Annotated in this window: 11 protein-coding genes; 6 read left to right on the forward strand and 5 right to left on the reverse strand. The window is 70.1% G+C overall.

Going from position 1 to position 21,184, the window contains the following annotated elements; translation table 11 throughout:
- The first annotated feature begins 103 nt into the window (after positions 1–103).
- The 6 genes from ACFOSY_RS09990 (at position 104) to ACFOSY_RS10015 (ending at position 10,500) form a co-directional block, all read left to right on the forward strand.
- The gene (locus ACFOSY_RS09990; RefSeq protein ID WP_006130493.1) at positions 104–766 is read left to right on the forward strand and encodes a helix-turn-helix transcriptional regulator; all 663 of its coding nucleotides are present in this window, start codon (positions 104–106) and stop codon (positions 764–766) included.
- Between the two features lie 252 nt (positions 767–1,018).
- Complete coding sequence (locus ACFOSY_RS09995) at positions 1,019–2,317, forward strand: HRDC domain-containing protein (RefSeq protein WP_394306389.1); 1,299 nt, start codon at positions 1,019–1,021, stop codon at positions 2,315–2,317.
- A 76-nt stretch (positions 2,318–2,393) separates the two neighbouring features.
- Positions 2,394–4,841: a glycoside hydrolase family 2 protein gene (locus ACFOSY_RS10000; RefSeq protein WP_394306390.1), complete on the forward strand. Its 2,448-nt coding sequence runs from the start codon at positions 2,394–2,396 to the stop codon at positions 4,839–4,841.
- A gap of 230 nt (positions 4,842–5,071) precedes the next feature.
- Entirely contained in the window at positions 5,072–6,895 is a 1,824-nt protein-coding gene (locus ACFOSY_RS10005) for a hypothetical protein (RefSeq protein WP_394306391.1), read from the forward strand.
- 261 nt (positions 6,896–7,156) lie between these two features.
- The gene (locus ACFOSY_RS10010) at positions 7,157–8,374 is read left to right on the forward strand and encodes a thiolase family protein (protein WP_394306392.1); all 1,218 of its coding nucleotides are present in this window, start codon (positions 7,157–7,159) and stop codon (positions 8,372–8,374) included.
- On the forward strand, positions 8,371–10,500 hold the full coding sequence (locus ACFOSY_RS10015) for a 3-hydroxyacyl-CoA dehydrogenase NAD-binding domain-containing protein (RefSeq protein ID WP_394306393.1): 2,130 nt from the start codon (positions 8,371–8,373) through the stop codon (positions 10,498–10,500). The genes ACFOSY_RS10010 and ACFOSY_RS10015 overlap by 4 nt, the downstream gene beginning before the upstream one ends.
- 138 nt (positions 10,501–10,638) lie before the next feature.
- Here the strand turns inward: ACFOSY_RS10015 and ACFOSY_RS10020 are convergent, their stop codons facing one another.
- From ACFOSY_RS10020 to ACFOSY_RS10040, 5 genes are all read right to left on the reverse strand, one after another.
- Entirely contained in the window at positions 10,639–13,380 is a 2,742-nt protein-coding gene (locus ACFOSY_RS10020; RefSeq protein ID WP_394306394.1) for a bifunctional glycosyltransferase/CDP-glycerol:glycerophosphate glycerophosphotransferase, read from the reverse strand.
- Between the two features lie 49 nt (positions 13,381–13,429).
- A complete protein-coding gene (locus ACFOSY_RS10025) occupies positions 13,430–14,905 on the reverse strand; it encodes a glycosyltransferase family 2 protein (RefSeq protein WP_394306395.1) in 1,476 nt (491 codons plus the stop codon).
- A gap of 21 nt (positions 14,906–14,926) precedes the next feature.
- A complete protein-coding gene (locus tag ACFOSY_RS10030; RefSeq protein ID WP_394306396.1) occupies positions 14,927–17,671 on the reverse strand; it encodes a bifunctional glycosyltransferase/CDP-glycerol:glycerophosphate glycerophosphotransferase in 2,745 nt (914 codons plus the stop codon).
- Positions 17,668–19,473 (reverse strand): stealth family protein, encoded by a 1,806-nt coding sequence (locus tag ACFOSY_RS10035; protein WP_394306397.1) that lies wholly within the window; start codon positions 19,471–19,473, stop codon positions 17,668–17,670. Before ACFOSY_RS10035 ends, ACFOSY_RS10030 begins: the two co-directional genes overlap by 4 nt.
- A gap of 320 nt (positions 19,474–19,793) precedes the next feature.
- Positions 19,794–20,843 carry a hypothetical protein gene (locus ACFOSY_RS10040; RefSeq protein WP_394306398.1) on the reverse strand — a complete coding sequence of 350 codons (1,050 nt, stop codon included), beginning with the start codon at positions 20,841–20,843 and terminating at the stop codon, positions 19,794–19,796.
- Between the last annotated feature and the right edge of the window lie 341 nt (positions 20,844–21,184).

Here is a 21,184-nt window from a genome sequence, read left to right on the forward strand (position 1 = left end):
GGACATCAGGTTTGCTGCCGAAGACGACTGTGACCTTGAAAGCACGGTTCGTCCCGGCTTCACCCCCACGAGCCGGCCCCGTCCCCGCACCCCAGGAGGCCTGGTGTCCGTTCTCCTCGAGCAGCCCTCAAGCCTGGTCGCCTACCGCCCGAACAAGCCGACCGCCATGGTGGTCGTGGCCGACCCCCGCGTCCGTTCCACCGTCACCCGCCATTTGTGGGCGCTCGGTGTGCGCGATGTGATCGAGGCCTCGTCCGTCGCGGAGGCTCGTCCCCGCATCGGCAACCCCCGCGACATCTGCGTCGCCGAAGTCCATCTGCCGGACGGTTCCGGCCTCACCCTTCTCTCCGAGACCCGCGCCGCGGGCTGGCCCAACGGCCTGGCCCTCTCGGCCGCCGACGACATCGGCGCCGTGCGCAACGCGCTGGCCGGCGGGGTGAAGGGCTACGTCGTCACCGGCACCCGCACCAACCTCGGGCTCCCCACCCGTCCCGGTGCGGCCCCCATCGGCGCGGCGGCCGCCCGCCTGCACCGTCGTCCCCCGGGTGCCCCGAGCCACCCGGGTGGCTACCGCGAGCTGTCCGGCCGTGAGGTCGAGGTGCTGCGGCTGGTTGCGGAGGGCCAGTCGAACAAGGCGATCGGCGTCTCGATGGGCCTGTCCGCCCTGACCGTGAAGAGCCACCTCGCCCGCATCGCCCGCAAGCTCGGCACGGGCGACCGTGCCGGGATGGTGGCGGTGGCCCTGCGCACCGGCATCATCCACTGACCCCGCCCGCCTGAGCCCCGTACCCACCTCCCGCACCTTCCGACACCGCTCCCCGACCGCCCCGTCCCGACCACCCCCTGACCGCGCCCGCCGATGCCCCCCCCCGCATCGGCGGGCGCACTCGCGCGCACGGCCGCCGCGCGCCCGCGCGAGGGACCGCGGCGGACGCGGGGCGGCCTGTTTTCGCTGGCAGGCGGGGCAACCGGGCGGAGGGGAGGGCCGGGTACCGGCCCGTACGGATACTCTTGACAGGTGACCGACGCCCACGACACCGCAGCAGACAGTTCACTGCGCACCACCGGAGGCGCTCCTCCGGACGACGGCGGATCCTCTGCTGCACAGGCGCCGATCCCCCTGCTGGAGCCCCGCGAGGGCATCCCGCCCGTGGTGGCCGACGAGGCCGCCCTCGCCGAGGTGGTCGCGGCCTTCGCCGCGGGCCGCGGACCCGTCGCCGTGGACGCCGAGCGCGCCTCGGGCTACCGCTACGGGCAGCGCGCCTACCTCGTCCAGCTCAGGCGCGAGGGCGCGGGCACGGCGCTGATCGACCCGGTCGCCTGCCCCGACCTGTCCGCGCTCGGCGAGGCGCTGTCCGGCGTGGAGTGGGTGCTGCACGCCGCCACCCAGGACCTGCCCTGCCTGCGCGAGATAGGCATGGTGCCGACGCGGCTCTTCGACACCGAGCTGGCGGGCCGGCTGGCCGGGTTCCCCCGGGTCGGCCTGGGCGCGATGGTCGAGAACGTGCTCGGCTTCCTGCTGGAGAAGGGCCACTCCGCCGTCGACTGGTCCACCCGCCCGCTGCCCGAGCCGTGGCTGCGGTACGCGGCCCTCGACGTCGAGCTGCTGGTCGACCTGCGGGACGCGCTGGAGAAGGAGCTGGACCGGCAGGGCAAGCTGGACTGGGCGTGGCAGGAGTTCGACGCGATCGCCTCGGCGCCGCCGCCGGAGCCCCGCAAGGACCCCTGGCGCCGCACCTCCGGCATGCACAAGGTCCGCCGCCGCCGTCAGATGGCCGTCGTACGGGAGCTGTGGCAGACCCGGGACCGGATCGCCCGGCGCCGTGACGTCTCCCCCGGCAAGGTGCTGCCCGACGCGGCGATCGTCGAGGCCGCCCTCGCCATGCCGGCGAACCCGCACGCCCTGGCCGCGCTGAACGGCTTCGGGCAGCGGGTGGGCCGCCGCCAGCTCGAGCAGTGGCAGGCGGCCGTCGACCGGGCGAAGTCGCTGAGCGAGGACCGGCTGCCGCAGCCCGGCCAGCCGGTGACCGGTCCCCCGCCGCCGCGCGCCTGGGCCGACAAGGACCCGGCGGCCGCGGCCCGGCTGTCGGCCGCGCGGGCGGGCGTGAGCGAGCTCGCCGAGCGGCTGAACATGCCCGCGGAGAACCTGATCACGCCGGACACCGTGCGCCGGGTCTGCTGGGAGCCGCCTGTCCCGCCCACGGCCGAGTCGGTCGCCGCGGCCCTCACCGCGCACGGCGCCCGCGCCTGGCAGGTCGAACAGGTCACGCCGGTCCTGGTCACCGCCCTGACCGACGGGACCGCCCGGGGCGCCTGACCCCGCTGCCTCGTCGCTCACCCCGCACGACCACCCCGCCGCCCGCCCAGCGCTCGACCGGTTCCAGGGAGTGTGCATGCGCCAGGTCACCCCGCTCACCGACGGATGGATCCTGCACCACCCGGACGGGACGGGCCGGGCGCTCGCCGCCTCGGTGCCGGGGTGTGTGCACACCGACCTGCTGGCGGCCGGCCTGATCCCCGACCCGTTCCTCGGGCGGAACGAGACCGAGGTGGCGTGGGTGGGCCGCCGCGCGTGGACGTACGAACGGGACCTGCCCGCGGGCGGCCCGGCGCACGAGCGCACGGACCTGGTGTTCGACGGGCTCGACACGGTCGCGGAGATCCAGCTCGACGGCCGCCCGCTGGGCCGGGTGCGGAACATGCACCGCTCGTACCGCTTCGACGTGACGGGGCTGAGCGGGCGGCTGACCGTGCGGTTCGCGTCCGCCTACGACGAGGCGGAGGCGGTGCGGGCCGCGGTGGGCGACCGTCCCGGGGCGTACGCGGAGCCGTACCAGTACGTGCGCAAGATGGCCTGCTCGTTCGGCTGGGACTGGGGTCCGACGCTGGTCACGGCCGGGATCTGGCGTCCGGTGCGGCTGGAGCACTGGTCGACGGCCCGGATCGCCCGGGTGCGTCCGCTGGTGACCGTGGAGGACGGCGCCGGCGTGGTCGAGCTGGCCGTGGACGTGGAGCGTACGGAAGGCGGGGCGCCGCTCGACGTCGAGGCGTCCGTCGGCGGGGTGCGCGCCCGCGCCCGGATCGAGGGGACGGCCGGCACGGTGCGCCTGCGGGTGCCGGACGTCCGCCTGTGGTGGCCCCGCGGCTACGGCGAACAGCCGCTGTACGACGTGGAGTTGACGCTGCTCGCCGGCGAGGAAGCGGTGGACTCCTGGCGGCGCGGGACCGGCTTCCGGACGGTGGAGCTGGACACCTCGGCCGACGCGCACGGCACCGGGTTCACCCTGGTGGTCAACGGGGAGCGGCTGTTCGCGCGCGGGGTCAACTGGATCCCGGACGACGCCTTCCCGTCCCGGATCACCCGCGACCGTTACCGCCGGCGGCTGGAGCAGGCGGCAGCGGCGGGCGTGGACCTGGTGCGGGTGTGGGGCGGCGGGATCTACGAGAGCGAGGACTTCTACGACGCCTGCGACGAGCTGGGCCTGCTGGTGTGGCAGGACTTCCCGTTCGCCTGCGCCGCCTACCCCGAGGAGCAGCCGCTGCGCGGCGAGGTGGAGGCGGAGGCCCGGGAGAACGTCGTACGGCTGATGCCGCATCCGTCGCTGGTGCTGTGGAACGGCAACAACGAGAACCTGTGGGGCTTCAAGGACTGGGACTGGGAGCCCGCGCTGGCCGGGGACTCCTGGGGCGAGGGCTACTACCTGGGCCTGCTGCCGCGCGTGGTGGCCGAGTCGGACCCGACCCGGCCGTACACGGCGGGCAGTCCGTGGTCCGGGTCGTGGCTGCGCCACCCCAACGACCCGGCGCACGGCACGCACCACTCGTGGGAGGTGTGGAACCGCAGGGACTACGCCGACTACCACCTGGACGTACCGCGTTTCGTCGCCGAGTTCGGCTGGCAGGCGCCGCCCGCGTACGCCACGCTCCGGCGGGCGCTGCCCGGGGAGGAACTCGCGGCGGACTCCCCCGGTGTGCTGCACCACCAGAAGGCGGCGGACGGCAACGGCAAGCTGGAGCGCGGGCTGACCCGTCATTTCGCCGTGCCCGAGGGGGACTTCGACCGCTGGCACTATCTGACGCAGCTGAACCAGGTGCGTGCGGTGGCGGCCGGGATCGAGCACTGGCGCTCGCACTGGCCGGTGTGCGCGGGCACCGTGGTGTGGCAGCTCAACGACTGCTGGCCGGTGACCTCCTGGTCCGCGATCGACGGCGACGGACGGGAGAAGCCGCTGTACCACGAGCTGCGCCGGCTGTACGCGGACCGGCTGCTGACCGTGCGGACGGACAGGGGCAGCGACGGGGACGCGGGCGGTGACGGCGTCGGCGGCGGGCGGCGCCTGGTCGTGGCCGCCGTCAACCAGGCCGCCGATCAGTGGCGGACCGTCCTGCGGCTGCGGCGGATGGCGGTGGACGGACGGGTGCTGGCGGAGGCGGAACCGGAGTGCGCGGCGGACCCGCGGACCGTGGCGCTCGTCGAGGTCCCGGCGGAGCTGGTCCCGGCCGGTCCCGGGGAGTTCCTCGTCGCCGACGCCCCGGACCCTGCCGGCAGCGAGCCGCTGCGGGCGCTGCACTTCCCGGCGGCGGACCGCGACATCCCGTACCCGCGCCCGGAGTTCGGGGTGGCGCTCGCGCCCGAGGGGGTCACGGTCACCGCCCGCACCCTGGTGCGGGACCTGCTGCTCCAGGCCGACCGGCTGGACCCGGGGGCGGCCGCCGACCGGGGGCCGGTGACGCTGCTGCCCGGGGAGCGGGTGACCATCGGGGTGCGGGGCTGGCGGACTCCGGACCCCGAGGCCGCCCGTACCGCCCTGTATTGTGTGGAGCCCGCTCGACGACGGTGAAGGTCACTTGACCCGCATTCGCAAGCGCCGGCGGCATGCGTCGCGGGTGACCGGGAATACGCGGAACGAGGCACAGGTCCGCCTCTCGCTCCGCGGCGGGGGCATGCGTTAGCCTCGTCCCGGCTGCTCTTCCTGCGAAAACGCCCGTACCCCACGTCGGAGGAAGTTTCCTGCGGAGCGGCCTGAACTCCGAACGGAAAATCTCTGACAGGAACAAGGGGCACCATTTCATGGAACCCACCCAGGTTCGCCCGGCCAACCCGCAGCATTCGGACACACTCCCCCGCACGTCCGAAAACTACAGGACAGCGACGATCCGCACGCCCGAGATACGTGTGGAGAAATACGGCAACTGGGAGATCGAGTACGAGTTCACGCCCGCTGCGGGTGATCACGGCAACCTGCTCGTAGTGTTTTCCTCCGTGGGCTCGAAGTACGGATTCGGCGCCGCTCTTTCGGGCGTCCAGTGCAACGTGCTGCGAATCCGCGACCGGTTCGACGGAGGCCCGTCGTACTACGTGGCGCGGGCGATGGACTTCTCCGTTCCGGACGCCGTCGAGGAACTGATTACCCACTACCGGGAAAAGCTGGGTCTTGCCCGGGAGACGGTGGTTCTCGCCGGTTCCTCGAAGGGCGGCAGCGCCGCCATTTTCTACGCGCTGAAGTACGGCTACCGGCACATCGTCGCCTCCACGCCGCAGTACTTCATCGGCAGCTACTCCCAGGGGCACGGCGTGCTCGGCGAGTGGGTCCTCGGCGAGGGCCAGCCGCAGGAGAACGTGGACCGGCTCGACTCGGTGCTGCCGGAGCTGCTGGCGGAGACCACGGACCTGGACCGGAACATCTACCTGTTCTCCTCGACGAAGGACTACCAGTACGAGGAACACGTCGTCCATTTCCTCCCGGCCCTGCGGAAGTACTCCAATTTCAACTTCTTCATGGTGGAATCGCCCGCTTTGGTCAAGCACGCGGAGGTGACGCGGCAGGGCCTCTCGGTGATCCTCAGCGTCATCTACGCGCTGACCGAGGGCACGGTGCCGCGGTTCGGCGAGGTGCAGATCGGCTCGAACGAGGTGGACGAGGACGCCGCCACCGAGCATCTGGCGGACCTGCGGGCGCGGGACACGGCGGCGGGCGTGCTGACCGCCGCGCAGCTCACCCCCGAGCAGGCCACCCTGTCCGGGCACGCCTTCCTGCCCGGCGTCTCCGCCGACGAGGGCGAGGAGGCCGGCGGGCGGGAGACCAAGCAGCTCGTGCTGGTGCGGGACGAGCAGGCATGGGTGGCCGACGCGAAGACCGTGCCGGTGGACCAGCTGTACCTGAAGTACTTCGACACGCACTTCGCGTCCTACAAGGACGGCGGCTTCACCTGCGAGGCGCGGGAGCTGTTCGACTCGCTGCCCGACGGCGTGTACGACGTGTTCGCGCGGGTGACCAGCGCGAGCGAGGCCATCGACCGCAGGGTGCCGCTGGTCGCCTACCGGGCGATCGACCGGCGTGCCGCCTCCGGGGGGCGCGAGGTGGTCCTCAGAGGTGACGCGAGGAGCGTCCGGGTGATCAAGCGCGACCTCACGGCGGCCGGCCCCGGCGGGTCCGTGTTCGCGCTGAAGCGGTTCGCGATGGAGGGCCCGAAGCTCCGGGTGTACGGCGTGTTCTTCCTGCCCGGCCGCAACGCGGACCGCGCGACCCACTCGACGTACTACCTCACGCTGCGCGGCGAGGCCGGCACGCACACCGTGGCGCTCAAGGCGGTGAAGCGGGAGGACAAGGTGCGCCCGCTGATGGCTCCGGGCGACTTCGGCTCGTACTCCTTCGGGTACTTCACCTCGGCGGACAAGGAGGGCGTCGACCTCTCCGACGTCCCGCCCGGGACGTACACGGCGGAGATCGCGATGAGCACCGGCGGCGGGCTGTTCGCGCATCCGGCCGGTGAGCTGGAGGTGCGGGAGAACCGGGCCGCCTCGGTGGCCCGCCGGATCTCCGGCCGCAACGAGCGGGTCAGCACCCGGGCGCGGCTGCGCCGGGGCCTGCGGCGGCGGCTCTGGCGGTCGTAGCACCGCCCGCGACACGACACACGGCCGGCCCTCGTTCGCGGGGGCCGGCCGTGTGATGTCCGCCTCCGTGTCCGGGGGCCGGGCGGGGGATGTTCGGCCCCTGTTCGCGGCGGCCGGGCCGGTGATGTTCCACCCCTGTTCGCGGGGGCCGGTCGTGTGATGTTCGCCGCTCCGGCCGACGGGGGTGTGCAGCGACGTTACCCGCAAGTAGCATGGGGCGTAAGCAAGCGCTCAGCATCCCGTACCTGGAGGAGAGCCATCGTGCCTCGTACCGTCAGGGACGTCGTCTTCGTCGACGGCGTCCGTACCCCGTTCGGCAAGGCGGGCCCGAAGGGCATCTACCACGAGACCCGTGCCGACGACCTCGTCGTCAAGGCGATCCGGGAGCTGCTGCGCCGCAACCCGGGTCTCGACCCGAAGAAGATCGACGAGGTCGCCATCGCCGCGACCACGCAGATCGGCGACCAGGGCCTGACCATCGGCCGCACGGCGGGCATCCTCGCGGGCCTGCCGCAGTCCGTGCCGGGTTACTCCATCGACCGCATGTGCGCCGGCGCGCTGACCGCCGTCACCACGGTGGCCGGCTCCGTCGCCTTCGGCGCGTACGACGTCGCCATCGCGGGCGGTGTCGAGCACATGGGCCGCCACCCGATGGGTGAGGGCGTGGACCCGAACCCGCGGTTCGTCTCCGAGAAGCTGGTCGACGAGTCCGCCCTGTTCATGGGCATGACCGCGGAGAACCTGCACGACCGCTACCCGAGCATCACCAAGCAGCGCGCCGACGAGTACGCGGTGCGCTCCCAGGAGAAGGCCGCCAAGGCGTACGCCAACGGCAAGATCCAGGCCGACCTGGTGCCGATCTCGGTGCGCCGCACCAACGAGGAGGCGGGCGAGACGGGCTGGGGCCTGGTCACCGCCGACGAGCCGATGCGTCCGGGCACCACGCTGGAGAACCTGGCGGGCCTGAAGACGCCGTTCCGCGTGCACGGCCGGGTCACCGCGGGCAACGCGGCCGGCCTGAACGACGGCGCCACGGCCTCGGTCATCGCCTCCGAGGACTTCGCCCGCGAGAACGGGCTGCCGGTCAAGATGCGCCTGGTCTCCTACTCCTTCGCGGGTGTGGAGCCGGAGGTCATGGGCTACGGCCCGATCCCGGCCACGGAGAAGGCGCTCGCGCAGGCGGGCCTGTCCATCTCCGACATCGGCCTGTTCGAGATCAACGAGGCCTTCGCCGTCCAGGTGCTGGCGTTCCTGGAGCACTACGGCATCGCCGACGACGACGCGCGCGTCAACCAGTACGGCGGCGCCATCGCGTTCGGCCACCCGCTGGCCTCCTCCGGCGTCCGCCTGATGACGCAGCTGGCCCGCCAGTTCGAGGAGCAGCCGCACGTCCGCTACGGCCTGACCACCATGTGCGTCGGCTTCGGCATGGGCGCGACGGTCATCTGGGAGAACCCGCACTTCGAGGGGGACAAGTGAGCACCACCGCAGAGCTTCTGAAGGGTGCGGCCGAGCTGTTCCCGGGCGAGGTCGTCACCCAGGCGCACGTACGCCACTTCGACCTGCCCCTGGGCGCGGGCCGGTTCGCGCTGATCACGCTGGACAACGGTCACGACCACACCAAGCCGACCACCCTCGGCCCGCAGTCGCTGGCGAACATCGACGCCGCGATCGACCAGGTCGAGAAGGAGGCCGCGGACGGCGAGATCGTCGGCGTCGGCGTCACCGGCAAGCCGTTCATCTTCGCGGTCGGCGCCGACCTCAAGGGCGTCGAGCTGCTGAAGCGCCACGAGGACGCGCTGGCCATCGGCAAGGGCGGCCACGACGTCTTCAAGCGGCTGTCGAAGCTGGCCGTGCCGACCTTCGCGTACTACAACGGCGCCTCCATGGGCGGCGGCGTCGAGATCGGCCTGCACTGCTCGTACCGCACGGTGTCGGCGGCCCTGCCCGCCTTCTCGCTCCCCGAGGTCTTCCTCGGCCTGGTACCCGGCTGGGGCGGCTGCACCCTGCTGCCGAACCTGATCGGCGCGGAGAAGGCCGTCTCGGTGATCATCGAGAACAGCCTCAACCAGAACCGCCAGCTCAAGGGCAAGCAGGTCTACGAACTCGGCATCGCGGACGCGCTGTTCGAGGGCGCGGACTTCCTGGAGCAGTCGCTGATCTGGACCGCGTCCGTCCTCAAGGGCGAGATCACGGTCGAGCGTCCGGCGATCGACCGCGGCGAGGCCTGGGACCAGGCCGTCGCCAAGGGCCGCTTCGTCGCGGACTCCAAGGTGCACGGCGCGGCCCCGGCCGCCTACCGCGCCCTGGACATCATCGCCGCCGCCAAGGACGGCGACCTCCAGAAGGGTTACGACGCCGAGGACCAGGCGCTCGCCGACCTGATCATGGGCGGTGAACTGCGCGCCGGCATCTACGCGTTCAACCTGGTGCAGAAGCGCGGCAAGCGTCCCGCGGGCGCCCCGGACAAGAACCTGGCGCGTCCGGTCACCAAGGTGGGCGTCGTCGGCGCCGGTCTGATGGCCAGCCAGCTCGCGCTGCTCTTCCTGCGCCGCCTGGAGGTGCCGGTCGTCCTCACGGACATCGACCAGGAGCGCGTCGACAAGGGTGTGGGCTACGTCCACGCCGAGATCGACAAGCTGCTCGGCAAGGGCCGTATCAACCAGGACAAGGCCAACCGCCTGAAGGCGCTGGTCACCGGTGTGCTGGACAAGGCCGAGGGCTTCGCGGACGCCGACTTCATCATCGAAGCGGTGTTCGAGGAGATGGGTGTCAAGCAGCAGGTGTTCGCGGAGGTCGAGGCGGTCGCCCCGGCGCACGCGATCCTCGCGACGAACACCTCCTCCCTCTCCGTGACGGAGATGGCGTCGAAGCTGAAGCACCCCGAGCGGGTCGTCGGCTTCCACTTCTTCAACCCGGTCGCGGTGCTCCCGCTGCTGGAGATCGTGCGCGGCGAGAAGACCGACGACGCGTCGCTGGCCACGGCGTTCGGCGTCGCCAAGAAGCTGAAGAAGACCGCGGTGCTGGTGAAGGACGCCCCGGCGTTCGTCGTCAACCGCATCCTGACCCGCTTCATGGGCGAGATCCAGAACGTCATCGACGAGGGCACGCCCGTCGAGGTCGCGGAGAAGGCGGTGGAGCCGCTCGGCCTGCCGATGTCCCCGCTGGTCCTGCTGGAGCTGGTCGGCCCCGCGATCGGCCTGCACGTCTCGGAGACCCTCAACCGGGCCTTCCCGGACCGCTTCACGGTCTCCCCGAACCTCGCCGCCGTCGTCAAGGCCGGCAAGCGCGGCTTCTACGTCTACGACTCCGGCAAGCCGGAGCTCGACCCCGAGGTCGCGGCGCTGCTGAAGCAGGGCGACACGGTCCTCACGGAGGAGCAGGTCCGCGACCGGGTGCTGGACGCGGTGGCCCAGGAGATCGGCCTGATGCTCGACGAGGGCGTCGTCGCCGAGGCCCAGGACATCGACCTGTGCCTGATCACGGGCGCCGGCTGGCCCTTCCACCTGGGCGGCATCACGCCGTACCTGGACCGGGAGGGTGTGTCGGAGCGGGTGAACGGGAAGCGGTTCCTGGAGGCGGGGGTGGCGAGCGTTCCCGCGTAAGCGCTGCGCTCCCCGGTCCTGAGAGGCGTGGGGAGCCGCACACCTGCTACGGCAGATGTGCGGCTCCCCGCGCCTCTTCCCGTTGGCTCACGTGCCCTGCCGCCGGGCGGGCGGTGACGCCTGTCCGGCGGCAGGGTCTCAGACGTCCGACGCCGCCAGCTGGGCGATCGCGGCCGTGGCGCGGGCGCAGTTGTCGCGGTCCTGGAAGGCGAAGAAGGCACGGGCCCGGCGGTCGTACTCCGCCTCGCGCACACAGCCGCTGCCGAGGTAGCGGATCACTTCGGTCACCACTTCCTCGACGTCTCCGCAGACCGGCCCGAACCCGTCGAACACCGCGTCGAAGTAGCCCTTGCGGGCGTGCTTCGCCCAGTACTCGTCCGGGTCGAAACGGGCGTAGACGAGCGGCGTGCCGAGGTAAGCCATGTCGAAGTGGACCGAGGACCAGTCGGTGATGAACAGGTCGCACTGACGCAGGGCCGTCTGGACGCTGACCTTCGTCTGGTCCAGACGCTGTACCCGCGGGTGGTCCGGAACGACGCCGTCGACCATGTTCCGCATCTCGTAGTGCGGGAGGAAGTCCAGCACGTAGTCGTAGTGCTCCAGCGCCTCCATCAGCTTCGGGTGGCTCAGCAGCCGTACCAGGAAGTCCCGGTAGGACGACTCCCGGAAGATCTCGTTCACCGCTTCCGTGTCGGCGCCGTCCTGCTGGAGGTAGGAGGGGACCGTCAGGTACTTGCGCCAGGTGGGCATCAGCAGGACACGGCGCCGGCCGCGGTCCGGCTGGAGCGCGTCGAACCGCGGGAAGCCCAGCGCCTTGGCCTGGTCCCAGTAGTGCATGTGCTCGGAGAAGTACTCGGCTTCCCGGTCGCTGGTGGCGAACACCAGGTCCACCCCGGTCCGGTTGCGGTGCAGGGCCTTGCTGCCGTCCTCGTCCGTGACGCCGTGCTGGAGGAAGACCCGCCGGGCGCCGACGCGCCAGTTGAGGTGCTTGAGATAGGCGGTGCGGTCCCAGCCGTCGGGCAGCATGTACGAGTCGATGTCATAGGCGTTGATGAGCAGCGACGCGTGCAGCATGAGCAGCTTGTGTTTCCAGGAGCTGTGCGCCACCACGTTGCCCAGGCCCTTCAGCTTGGCACGGTCGGGGCTGTTCTTCTCGATGATGTAGTAGGCCTTGCGCCGGCGTTCGTGCTTCCGCAGGTACCGGAACAGATGAAGGCTGTTGTCCTGTGCCGTGTCCCTGCGCTCCGCGATCAGCCAGATCTCCTTGCGGCGGAAGAACCGGAGTGTGGACCGCCGGATGGCGCGGGCACGCCAGAAGGGCGCCTTGCGCTTCTTCTGGTCCTCGTCGAGGCCCTCGAGGAAGTCTTCCCATGCCTTGTCCCCGGCGCGGCCCCGCGCTTCCCGGACGACCAGCACGGCGTTGTCCTTCCCCTTCGACAGGGGGAGCACATAGCGGTCCGCGACCTTCATCGGCCGCGCGCCGCGCAGCATCGCGGTGGTGATCATGCACTGGCGGGAGACGTCACGGCCGGACGTGCAGAACACCAGCTTCAGCGGGAACTCGCCGTCCCCGAGGGCGTGGGCCGGGACGACGGCCTCGAACCCGCCCCAGGCCAGGTCGTCACGTGTGGCCACCAGGTCACTGCGCCACACCTGCTGTGCGGGCACCATCTGACCGCTCTTCTCCACCCAGAGTTGGAGGGAGTTGCGCATGGGCTTGCTCATGGGAAGTCCGTTGAGCACGAACCGGCCGGCCACGAGCATTTCTCCGGACCTGGGATTCGCCCGGATCCGTTCCACGTGCACGCTGGTGGAGGAGATCTTCGTCAGCGGAAGCAGCACGCTCTGCACCGCGATGTCGAGATAGAGATCTCCGCCCCGTCCGTACACGCCCCTGAGGGACCGCTCGGGGTGGGCGAAGAGCTCGAACGAGTTCATGTACATGGCCAGGAAGGGCACCCGATGGCGGGTGTCGTGCGTGGAGGCCAGGACGGCGTCGGGCGGTACCAGCGTGTAGACGGCACGGGCACGCTCGAACAGTGCGAACAGTTCGGGCTCGGGCAGGATCTGAGGCGCACGCAGGGCGAAACCTTGGTAGCTGCGTACCAGGAACCGGTTGAGAACCTCCTGCCGGTGGCCGGAGAGGCGGTGCCGGAGGGTCATCAGGTACTCCTCCAGAAGGAGGTGGTCCCAGTAGTTCTCCGGGCGTTCCCACAGCTTGTCCATGGTCGAGTCCTCCGCAGCCCGCTTGCGGTACCGGTAGACGGTGGTGGGTACCACCGCGATCCGGTCGGCGAGCAGCATCGCGGGGACCGAGAAGAAGGCGTCCTCGAAGTGCACGCCCTCGCGGAACCGGATGTCGTTCGCGCGGATGAAGTCGACGTCGAAGAGTTTGTGGCAGGCGCTGCCGCCGTGAATCATCTCCGGGATGTTCTCGATGCCGGGGTGCACCTGGACCTGCTTCCCAAAGTAGCGCAGCCACGGCCACTTGGTCTCCTCCGGGAACGTCTCCATCCGCCCGATGGTGAGCGGCACACGCTCCTTGACCGCGGTCCGCCACATCGATTCCAAGGCGTTCTCAGGCAGGACGTCGTCGGAGTCGCAGAACGTGATGTAGCGGGCGTTGACCAGGTCCATTCCCGCGTTCCTGGCCCCGCCGGCCTTCCCCTCCGGGTGTACGAGCGCCCATACGTTCTGGTGCGCCGCGGCGAACCTCGCGGCGATCTCGGGCGAACGATCACTGCTGCCGTTGTCGACCACTATCACCTGGACGCGGTCGAAGATCGTCTGGCGTGCCAGCGAGTCCAGGCATTCCTGGAGGTATCTCTCCGTGTTGTAGACGGGCACCACGACGGCGACGGCGTAGAGGGGATCGAGCACGTGTAACTCCTGTTTTCTGACAACACCCCATCTCTGGAGCGGACACTGATCAGTGCGGGGCGGATTCGACCACGAGCTGGGCGGTCCCGCCGTCGGCGGTGATGCGTGCCGAGCCGCGGGACCCGCCCACGGGCGCTTGGTGGTTCAGGGCCGGGGAGACCGAACAGGGGCGCGAGACGTCCCTGCCGCGCGTGCACACCACCAGGCGTACGGGGAAGGAACCGGCCGGGAACTGACCGGGGTCGACGGTCACGGTGAACACCGCTCCCCTCTGCGCAGGTCCGTCCTGGGCCTGCCCGTGGTTCACCGCCGGAAGAGTTCTGCCGCTGCGCTCGAACCAGACCTGGAGCTCCAGTCCGGCGAGCAGCTGGTCGGGGATCCCGTTGACCGAGAAGCGGCCGTGGAGCACCACGGTGCCGTCCTGCCCCCCGGTCATTCCCTCGATCTGTGCCGGGACGGACGAGACCTTGGTGAGGGGCAGTCCCCAGGACGTTCCCGGATAGTCGACGTAGAGGTCGCCCTCACGGCCGTGGACCGGGCCCAGCACGGAGGCCGGCCGGTAGAAGAGGTCGAAGTCCGCGAAGTGCAGGGCGAGATAGGGAATCCGGTGCCTGGTGTCGTTCGTACTGCGGGCGATCTGCTCGGAGGTGATTCCCCAGTAGAGCGCGCGGCACCGCTCGAAGAGCTGCCGGCAGTCGGCCTCACCGAAGATCTGCGGGGCCCTCACCAGGAAGCCCTGCATGCTCCGGATCAGGAACCGCTCCAAGGTTTCCTGCTGGTAGGGCGTGAGTCCCTGGCGCATCCCGGCGAGGTACTCGAGCATCAGCAGCTGGTCCGCGTAGTTCTGCGGGAGGTCCCAGATGGTGTCCATCACGGAGGTGCCGTCGCCGCGCCTGCGGTACTCGTACACGGGAGCGTCGACCAGCGCGATGCGCTCCGACAGCAGCAGGGCGGGGATAGAGACGTAGGCGTCCTCGAAAGCGGTGCCGGTGCCGAACCGTATGCCCTGCGAGCGGAGCAGGTCGAGGTCGAACATCTTGTTCCAGCAGGACGCCGAGTGGATCAGGTCCGGGATGTCCACGACGCTGCCCACGGTCTTGACGCTCTTGCCGAAGTACTTGTGCCACGGAGCCTTGACCGGCCTCGGCACATGCTTCTCACGGCCCACGACGACGGTGGCTCTGGTCTTGACGATGGTGTTCCGCAGCACCTCGAGGGACCGCTCCGGCACGGTGTCGTCGGCGTCCCAGAAGACGATGTACGGCGTCACGGCCATGTCCATGCCCATGTTGCGGGCGTCGCCGGCCCGGCCCTCGGGCTGCGAGACCACGTCGACGTTGGGATGCCGGGCGGCGAACTCCTCCGCGATGGCCACCGACCGGTCCGTGCTGCCGTTGTCGACGAGAATCACCTGCGCACGCGCGAAAGCGGTCTGCACGGCCACCGAGTCCAGAAACTCCGGGAAGAAGTTCTGGACGTCGCGGAACGGCACGACGACAGTTACGTCACGCTCGACTTGGGACACAATTCCTCCTGGCACACGACATCAATGATTCGATCCCCGGACGAGACGCTGGATCGCTTCCGACGTCCTCACGTTGTTCTGCCGATCCCGATGGGCGAAGAATTGCTCGACCCGCCACAGATAGTGGGGCTCCCTCCGGCAACCGCCCCTCAGGTAGCGGACCACTTCGCCCACGACCTCGTCGACGGTCTCCCCGACCGGCCCGAAGCCGTCCCGGCGGGCGTCGAAGTAGCCCTTCCGGTAGTGCCCGCCCCAGTACTCCTCGGCGTCGAACTGCGCATACACGACGGGAGTTCCGAGGTAGGCGACGTCGAAGGCCGTGGACGACCAGTCCGTCACGAAGAGATCACACCGCCGCATGGCCTCCTGCACACCGACGTCGTTCTGGTCGACGATCCGCACCCGGTCCCGCCCCGCGAGCATGTCCCCGAGCATCGACCGCATCTCGTAGTGCGGCAGGAAATCCAGCGTGTAGTCGTACAGTTCCAGGGCCGCCAGGAGTTCCGGGTGATTCAGGAAGCGGTCCATGAATTCCCGGTACGCGGAGGTGAGGAAACGGTCGCGCATGACCCGGTCCGCGTCGCTTCCGCCGCCGTCGCGGCTGTACGAGGCGACGGTCAGATAGGCGCGCCACGTCGGCATGAACAGCACGGTGCGCCTGCCCCGGTCCGGGACCAGTGCGTCGAAACGGGGGAAGCCGGTCACCTCCACCTGCTCCTCGTAGCCGAGTTCCTCCGACAGGAAGCGCGCCTCCTGGCTGCTCACCGCGAGGATGAGGTCGACGCCCGTGCGGTTGCGGTGCAGCCCTTTACTGACGTCCTTGTCCGTCACTCCGTGCTGGAGGAAGACCCTGCGAGCACCCACCCGCCAGTTCACATGCTTGAGGTAACGGGTGCGGTCCCAGCCGTCGGGCAGCATGTAGGTGTCGATGTCGTAGGAGTTGACCAGGGCGGATGCATGGAGCATCAACAGCTTGTGCTTCCAGGAACTGTGCGTGACGACGTGCCCCAGCCCTGACAGACGAGCCCGGTCGGCGCTGCCCGCCCGGATGAGGTAGTACGCCCCGCGCCGCTTCTCGACCGTGCGCACGTGCCGGAACAGGTGCCAGCTGTTGTCCTGTGCCGTGTCGCCACGCTCGCCGAACAGCCAGATCTCCCGGCCGAGAAACAGCGGTGCCAGCGGCTTGGTGAGCAGCCGGATCAGCCGTTGCTTCCAGAACGGCCTGCGCCGCAGCACGTGCTTGGCGTCCTTGGCGAGAAGACCGCGCAGGACGCCGCGCCCGGGTCCCGCTCCGTGGACCATCAGGACGGCCCGGTTCTTGCCTTTCCAATGGGGCACGACCCGGGTCCGGCCGTGCTGGACGACGCGCGCCCCGCGCAGATAGCCGGCGGCGACCAGGCACGGGGTCGCCGCCTGACCGCCCTCGGAGTCGACGACGAATTCGAGGTCGTGGACGCCTTCCCGCAGGGCGTCGAGGGGCAGGTCCGCGGTGAAGCCGCCCCACTCCGTGTCGGTCCGGGCGTGCTTCAGGTCCCGCCGGCGGACCTGCGTGGCGGGGACGCTGAGGCGGCTGCCCCTCACTCGCAGGCCCAGGTGCCCGGCCAGTGGGCGGACGAGGGGCATGCCGCTGGCCTCGAACCGTCCGGAGAGCCGCAGCATCCCCGTGCCCGGCAGCAGGCGGACGTGTTCCAGGTGGGCCGTGAAGGGGGATGCCTGCGCCAGCTCACCCAACTGCTGGGGAAGTCCGTCGACGAGGTACGGGACGCCGTCGCGCACGGACAGCTTGTGCAGTCGGGCCGCCCGGTCCGCGAACAGGGCGAAGTCCCCGGTGACGAAGGCGAGGTAGGCCACGCGATGACGCGCGTCCGCGGTGGCCCGGACGATCAGGTCGGGCGGAACGTCCCGGTAGACCGCGCGGCACCGCGAGAAGATCTCCTCGAGCTCCGCCCCCTCGAAAAGATCAGGGGCCCGAAGCGCGAATCCCTGGTAGCTCCGCACCAGGAACAGATCGAGCACCGCCTTGGAGTCGGCGGGCAGGCCCGCACCCAGCCGGTGCAGATACTCGACGAGCTGAAGGTGGTCCCAGTAGTTCTGCCGCCGCGTCCAGATCGCGTCCATGGTCGAGTCCCCCGCGGCGCGCTTGCGGTACCGGTAGACGCAGGCGTCGACCAGGGCGATCCGCGTGGCGAGCAGGAGCGCGGAGACACCGACGTACGCGTCCTCGAAGTGGACTCTCTCCGCGAAGCGGATGCCGCGGGAGCGGAGGTAGGTCAGGTCGAACAGCTTGTTGCAGGCGCTCGCGCTGTGCACCAGCTCAGGCGCCTCGGCAAGGCCGCCGAAGGTCCGGTCGCCCTTGCCGAAGTGATGCTTCCAGGCCCATTTGGTCGGCCGGGGGAAGGTCTCCATGGCCCCGACCACCACGTCGGCGCCGGTCGCCCGGGAGGCGTCCAGCATGCGTTCGACCGCGGTGGGCGGGAGAACGTCGTCGGAGTCGCAGAACGTGATGCGCGGACTCGTGGCACGGTCCATGCCGAGGTTGCGGGCCGCTCCCGCACCACCGCCATGGCGGACCAGGACGGTGACGTTGGCATGCCGACGGGCGAACTGGGCACAGAGGCGGTACGAGCCGTCCGTACTGCCGTTGTCGACCAGCACGACCTCGCAGCGCTCGAACACCGTCTGCGCCTCGATGGAGTCCAGGCATTCCCCGAGGTACTGCTCCACGTTGTGTACCGGCACGACCAGGGTGACGTCGTAGGTGCTCATGCGCCGTGGAGCTCACTGGCGGCTGCGAGGGCGTGGTCCTGTTCCGCGGCCTCATAGGGGCTGGGCACCGGGAAGTAGGCGTCAAGGAAACGTTTCAGCATGTCCCGCTGGGCCTCCGGGTCGGCCGACGCCACGGTGTCGTTGAGACAGAAGGTGTCCATGTTCCGCCTGGCGAGGAGCAGATTCAGACGGCGCTGGGCCAGGTCGGACGAGAGGTCGACATACCGGTACTGGATCTCCCCGACCGTGGCCCGGGCGGAGTGGTACGCGAAGTAGTGGTGGAGCGACGAGGCGATCGGCACGTCGCCGGGGGACCGGAAGCGTGAGTGCGCTGTGGCCGCATGCTGCTCCACGAAGGTTTCCTCTATCTCCTGCAGGACGCTCCTGCGCAGCGCGTGCGGTGTGTGCTTCACCTTCTGGGATATGGCGGTGCCGAACTTCTGAGCGATGATCCAGCGGCTGTTCTTTCCGGCTGCGTTGACCGGGAGATCCTCCGAAGAGATCGCTCCACCGGGTATCAGCGCCGGCGAGGGGAAGAACTTGGTGATGCCGTTCGAATGGAAGAAGTGCGACGGCGTCACCGGCCGGCCGAAGAACACGTCGTCGTTCAGGTAGAGGAAGCACTCCGAAAGGCCCGGTATGTGGTGCAGCTGGCTTTCGATGGCGTGCGAGTTGAACGTCGGCAGCGCGGAGGCGTCGGAGAAGATCTCGCGGTGATCCACCACGCGGAGGTTCGGCTGCGTCCGAAGCCACGACGGCGCCTGGCCCGCCGTCACCAGGTAGATGTTGCGCACCCAGGGCGCGTTCTGGTGGAGCGACCTCAGCGAATAGCGCAGCTCGTCCCGGCTGGTGTACCGGGAGTCGTTCGCCGCCTGCTCGTGCAGCTCTTGCGTGTGGACGCCGTCGCGCGCACGGTCGCGCGACGCCCGCCAGGCCGGATCGGAGTCGTCGACCCATGTGTAGACGACGTCGATGGGGAACTGGTGGTCCTCCGGCAGCGGGACGGCGAACTCGGCCAGCGTCCTGGCCTCCCCCGTGCGGTAAAGGGGAGGTATCGGGCTGAAGAGACTCTGCGGAGCCGGCTTGCGCGGCGAGCCGGCCGGGACTGCGTCGATGACACGGTTGGGGCGCGGAGCACACAGCTGACCGCCCCGCTCCGTCCACATCTCCACGTCACATCCGTTGGCCGCACCGAAGACCAGCTGCTGGGTGGGATCGCACACGTACCAGGCGACCCGCAGAACCTTGTGCTTGCGCAGCTGCCGCCACGACCGCTCGTCGTGACCGGGATGCATGCGGGCTTCGTTACCCCCCGCCGGGCCCACATAGCCAGGGGCCTGCTCGAATGCCAGCCGCAGCAACTCCTCGACCACGGGACGAGCGGCGGCGGGGACCGCGACGGCCGGCAGCCCGGAGCTCGTACCCCGGACGCAGAAGTAGTCGACGCCCGCCGACTCCAGGAGGGAGACCACGATGTTCAGGTTGCGCGCGCGAGCCGCCCATTCCGTCGCCCCTTCGACCAGCAGCGCACGCATGTGGCGGCGGCCCACCCTGACGACGCGCCTGCTGTACGCGGGGCTGTGACGGGGCGCGTTCTTCCTGCCTCCCATCGCCCAGACCACGGCGGCGGAGCGCACGGAGTCGGCGGCGCTGAGCGACGACTTCACGGCCTTGCGGACCGGGGTCGGCACGCCGCGGGCGACGACCTGTCTCGCCCCGGTCGGCACTGTCGCCCGGTACGCCGAGATCAGCGCTCCGGCTTCAGGGTTGTCCGAGCCGCCCACGAGGCTTCCACCATCCATGCCCAGCGGCTCCGCCCTCGAGGCTCGCACACCTCTCGGTGTGGCCTCGGCGTGGAGGAAGCTCGCACTACCGATTCCGGGGCCTAACATCCCCAACGTCACATTCACCGCACAGCGGCGAACCATCAAACTTTCACATAATCGTTTCTTAAAAGTCCAGGTGAGGAGACTTGTTTGACACCCTGTGATGCTGTGATGATCATCACTGATGGGCCGTACAACCTTTGTCCACTCTGGCTTTTTAGAACGGTCTGGTGTATAGAGCGCCCAAGCGTGTGGCGGTGTCGCCCCCACTCAGCCAGGGACGCGGTGAGGTCTGCTCAGCCGACGGGCAGGGGATGCCAGTCGGACAACGTCAGACCTGGTTCCGGCCGCTGCCGGTTGATCAGGACGGCTCCGGTCTCGGTGACGACCGCCACGACGACGCGCCCCCGCCCGTCCAACGCCAGGGCGGGGGTACCGAGACAGGCGACCCCGGTGTCTGTCCACCACAGCCCCTCCGCCTCGCCGCCGGTGCCGCAGACGCCGATGACGGCGGTCCCTGTGCGCCCGCGGTGGGCGAGGACCGTGCAGTCGTAACCGTCCAGGGTCGCGCGGAGCGTGGCGAGCGGCCCCTCCGCCGGAGCCCCGCCCACGGGGAAGGCCCATTCGCCGGGCCGTTGCGCGTAGACACCCGTCCCGCTCCACTCGGACCAGTACGCGGTGAAAACGCCGGGGGCGGTCTCGAGCAGTGCGGTCGAGCCGGGCGCCGGTGCAGGCGTGAGGTCCTGCGCCCGACGCAGGTCCGCCCCCGGCTCCGTCTGCACCCAGCGCATCACGGAGCGGTTCCCCGGCGCGAGAAGTTCCACCAGGCCGGCGGAGGTCGCGGCGGCCGTCGGCGGACCGGCGACCGCTCCGCCGCGCAGGTCCTTCCATGCCTCCCACGCCCCGCTGCGGGACTCCCGCCGCAGCATGATCCCGCCAGGAGCGCCCGAGACGAACACATGGACCGTGCCCTGCCCGTCCACCCCTACGGCCGGCTCGCCGAGCGTCGCGCCGTCCTTCGGGTCCCGGAACGGGTTGCCCAGGGAACGCCAGTCCCCGAGCGTCCGCCCCGACTGGTACTGCACGGCGTAGACCAGATCGACCTTCGCCGCCCCGCCGTCCTGGCGGCTCTCCCTGCGCCCCAGAAGGTGGACGTAGCGATTGGCCCCCTGGCCGACGGTCACCCCTGTCAGCCCTTCAACAGGGAAGAGGTCGGGCCCGCCCCAGTTCCCGCTGCCGGCAGAGACCTCCGTCCAGCGGTGCACGCCCGCCTCGGAGATCGCGTACACGGCCAGGCGGTCGTCGTTGCCGCGCAGCAGCCACGACCCCGAGGCCGCAGCCGTCACGCGCGACTGCCGCGGTCCCGTCCCGGCTTCAGCTCCCGGTTGGGGCCGCCGGTCCGCCTGCTGCGCACGCCTGCCGCGCATGCGTACCGCCCCTTCCCGCGCCGTGCTCAGGAGTCCACAGATGACTCAAGAATTCGCCACATCATATGCACACCCGAACAAACGTCCCAGCTCACCACCGCCTCCGACGCTCGGCGGATCATGACCCCGGAGCGCGCGGACCGGCCCGGACCGCCCTCCGCACCAGAGCCGACGGCCCGTCGCACCACTCGAATGCGCTCTCGAACAATGTTTATAGTTCAATCCCAATAAGCGTCAGTTGAGCAGCACCGACCCGGCCC

It is taken from the genome of Streptomyces lusitanus (assembly GCF_042647945.1).
In the GTDB taxonomy this organism is placed as follows: Bacteria; Actinomycetota; Actinomycetes; order Streptomycetales; family Streptomycetaceae; genus Streptomyces; species Streptomyces pseudogriseolus.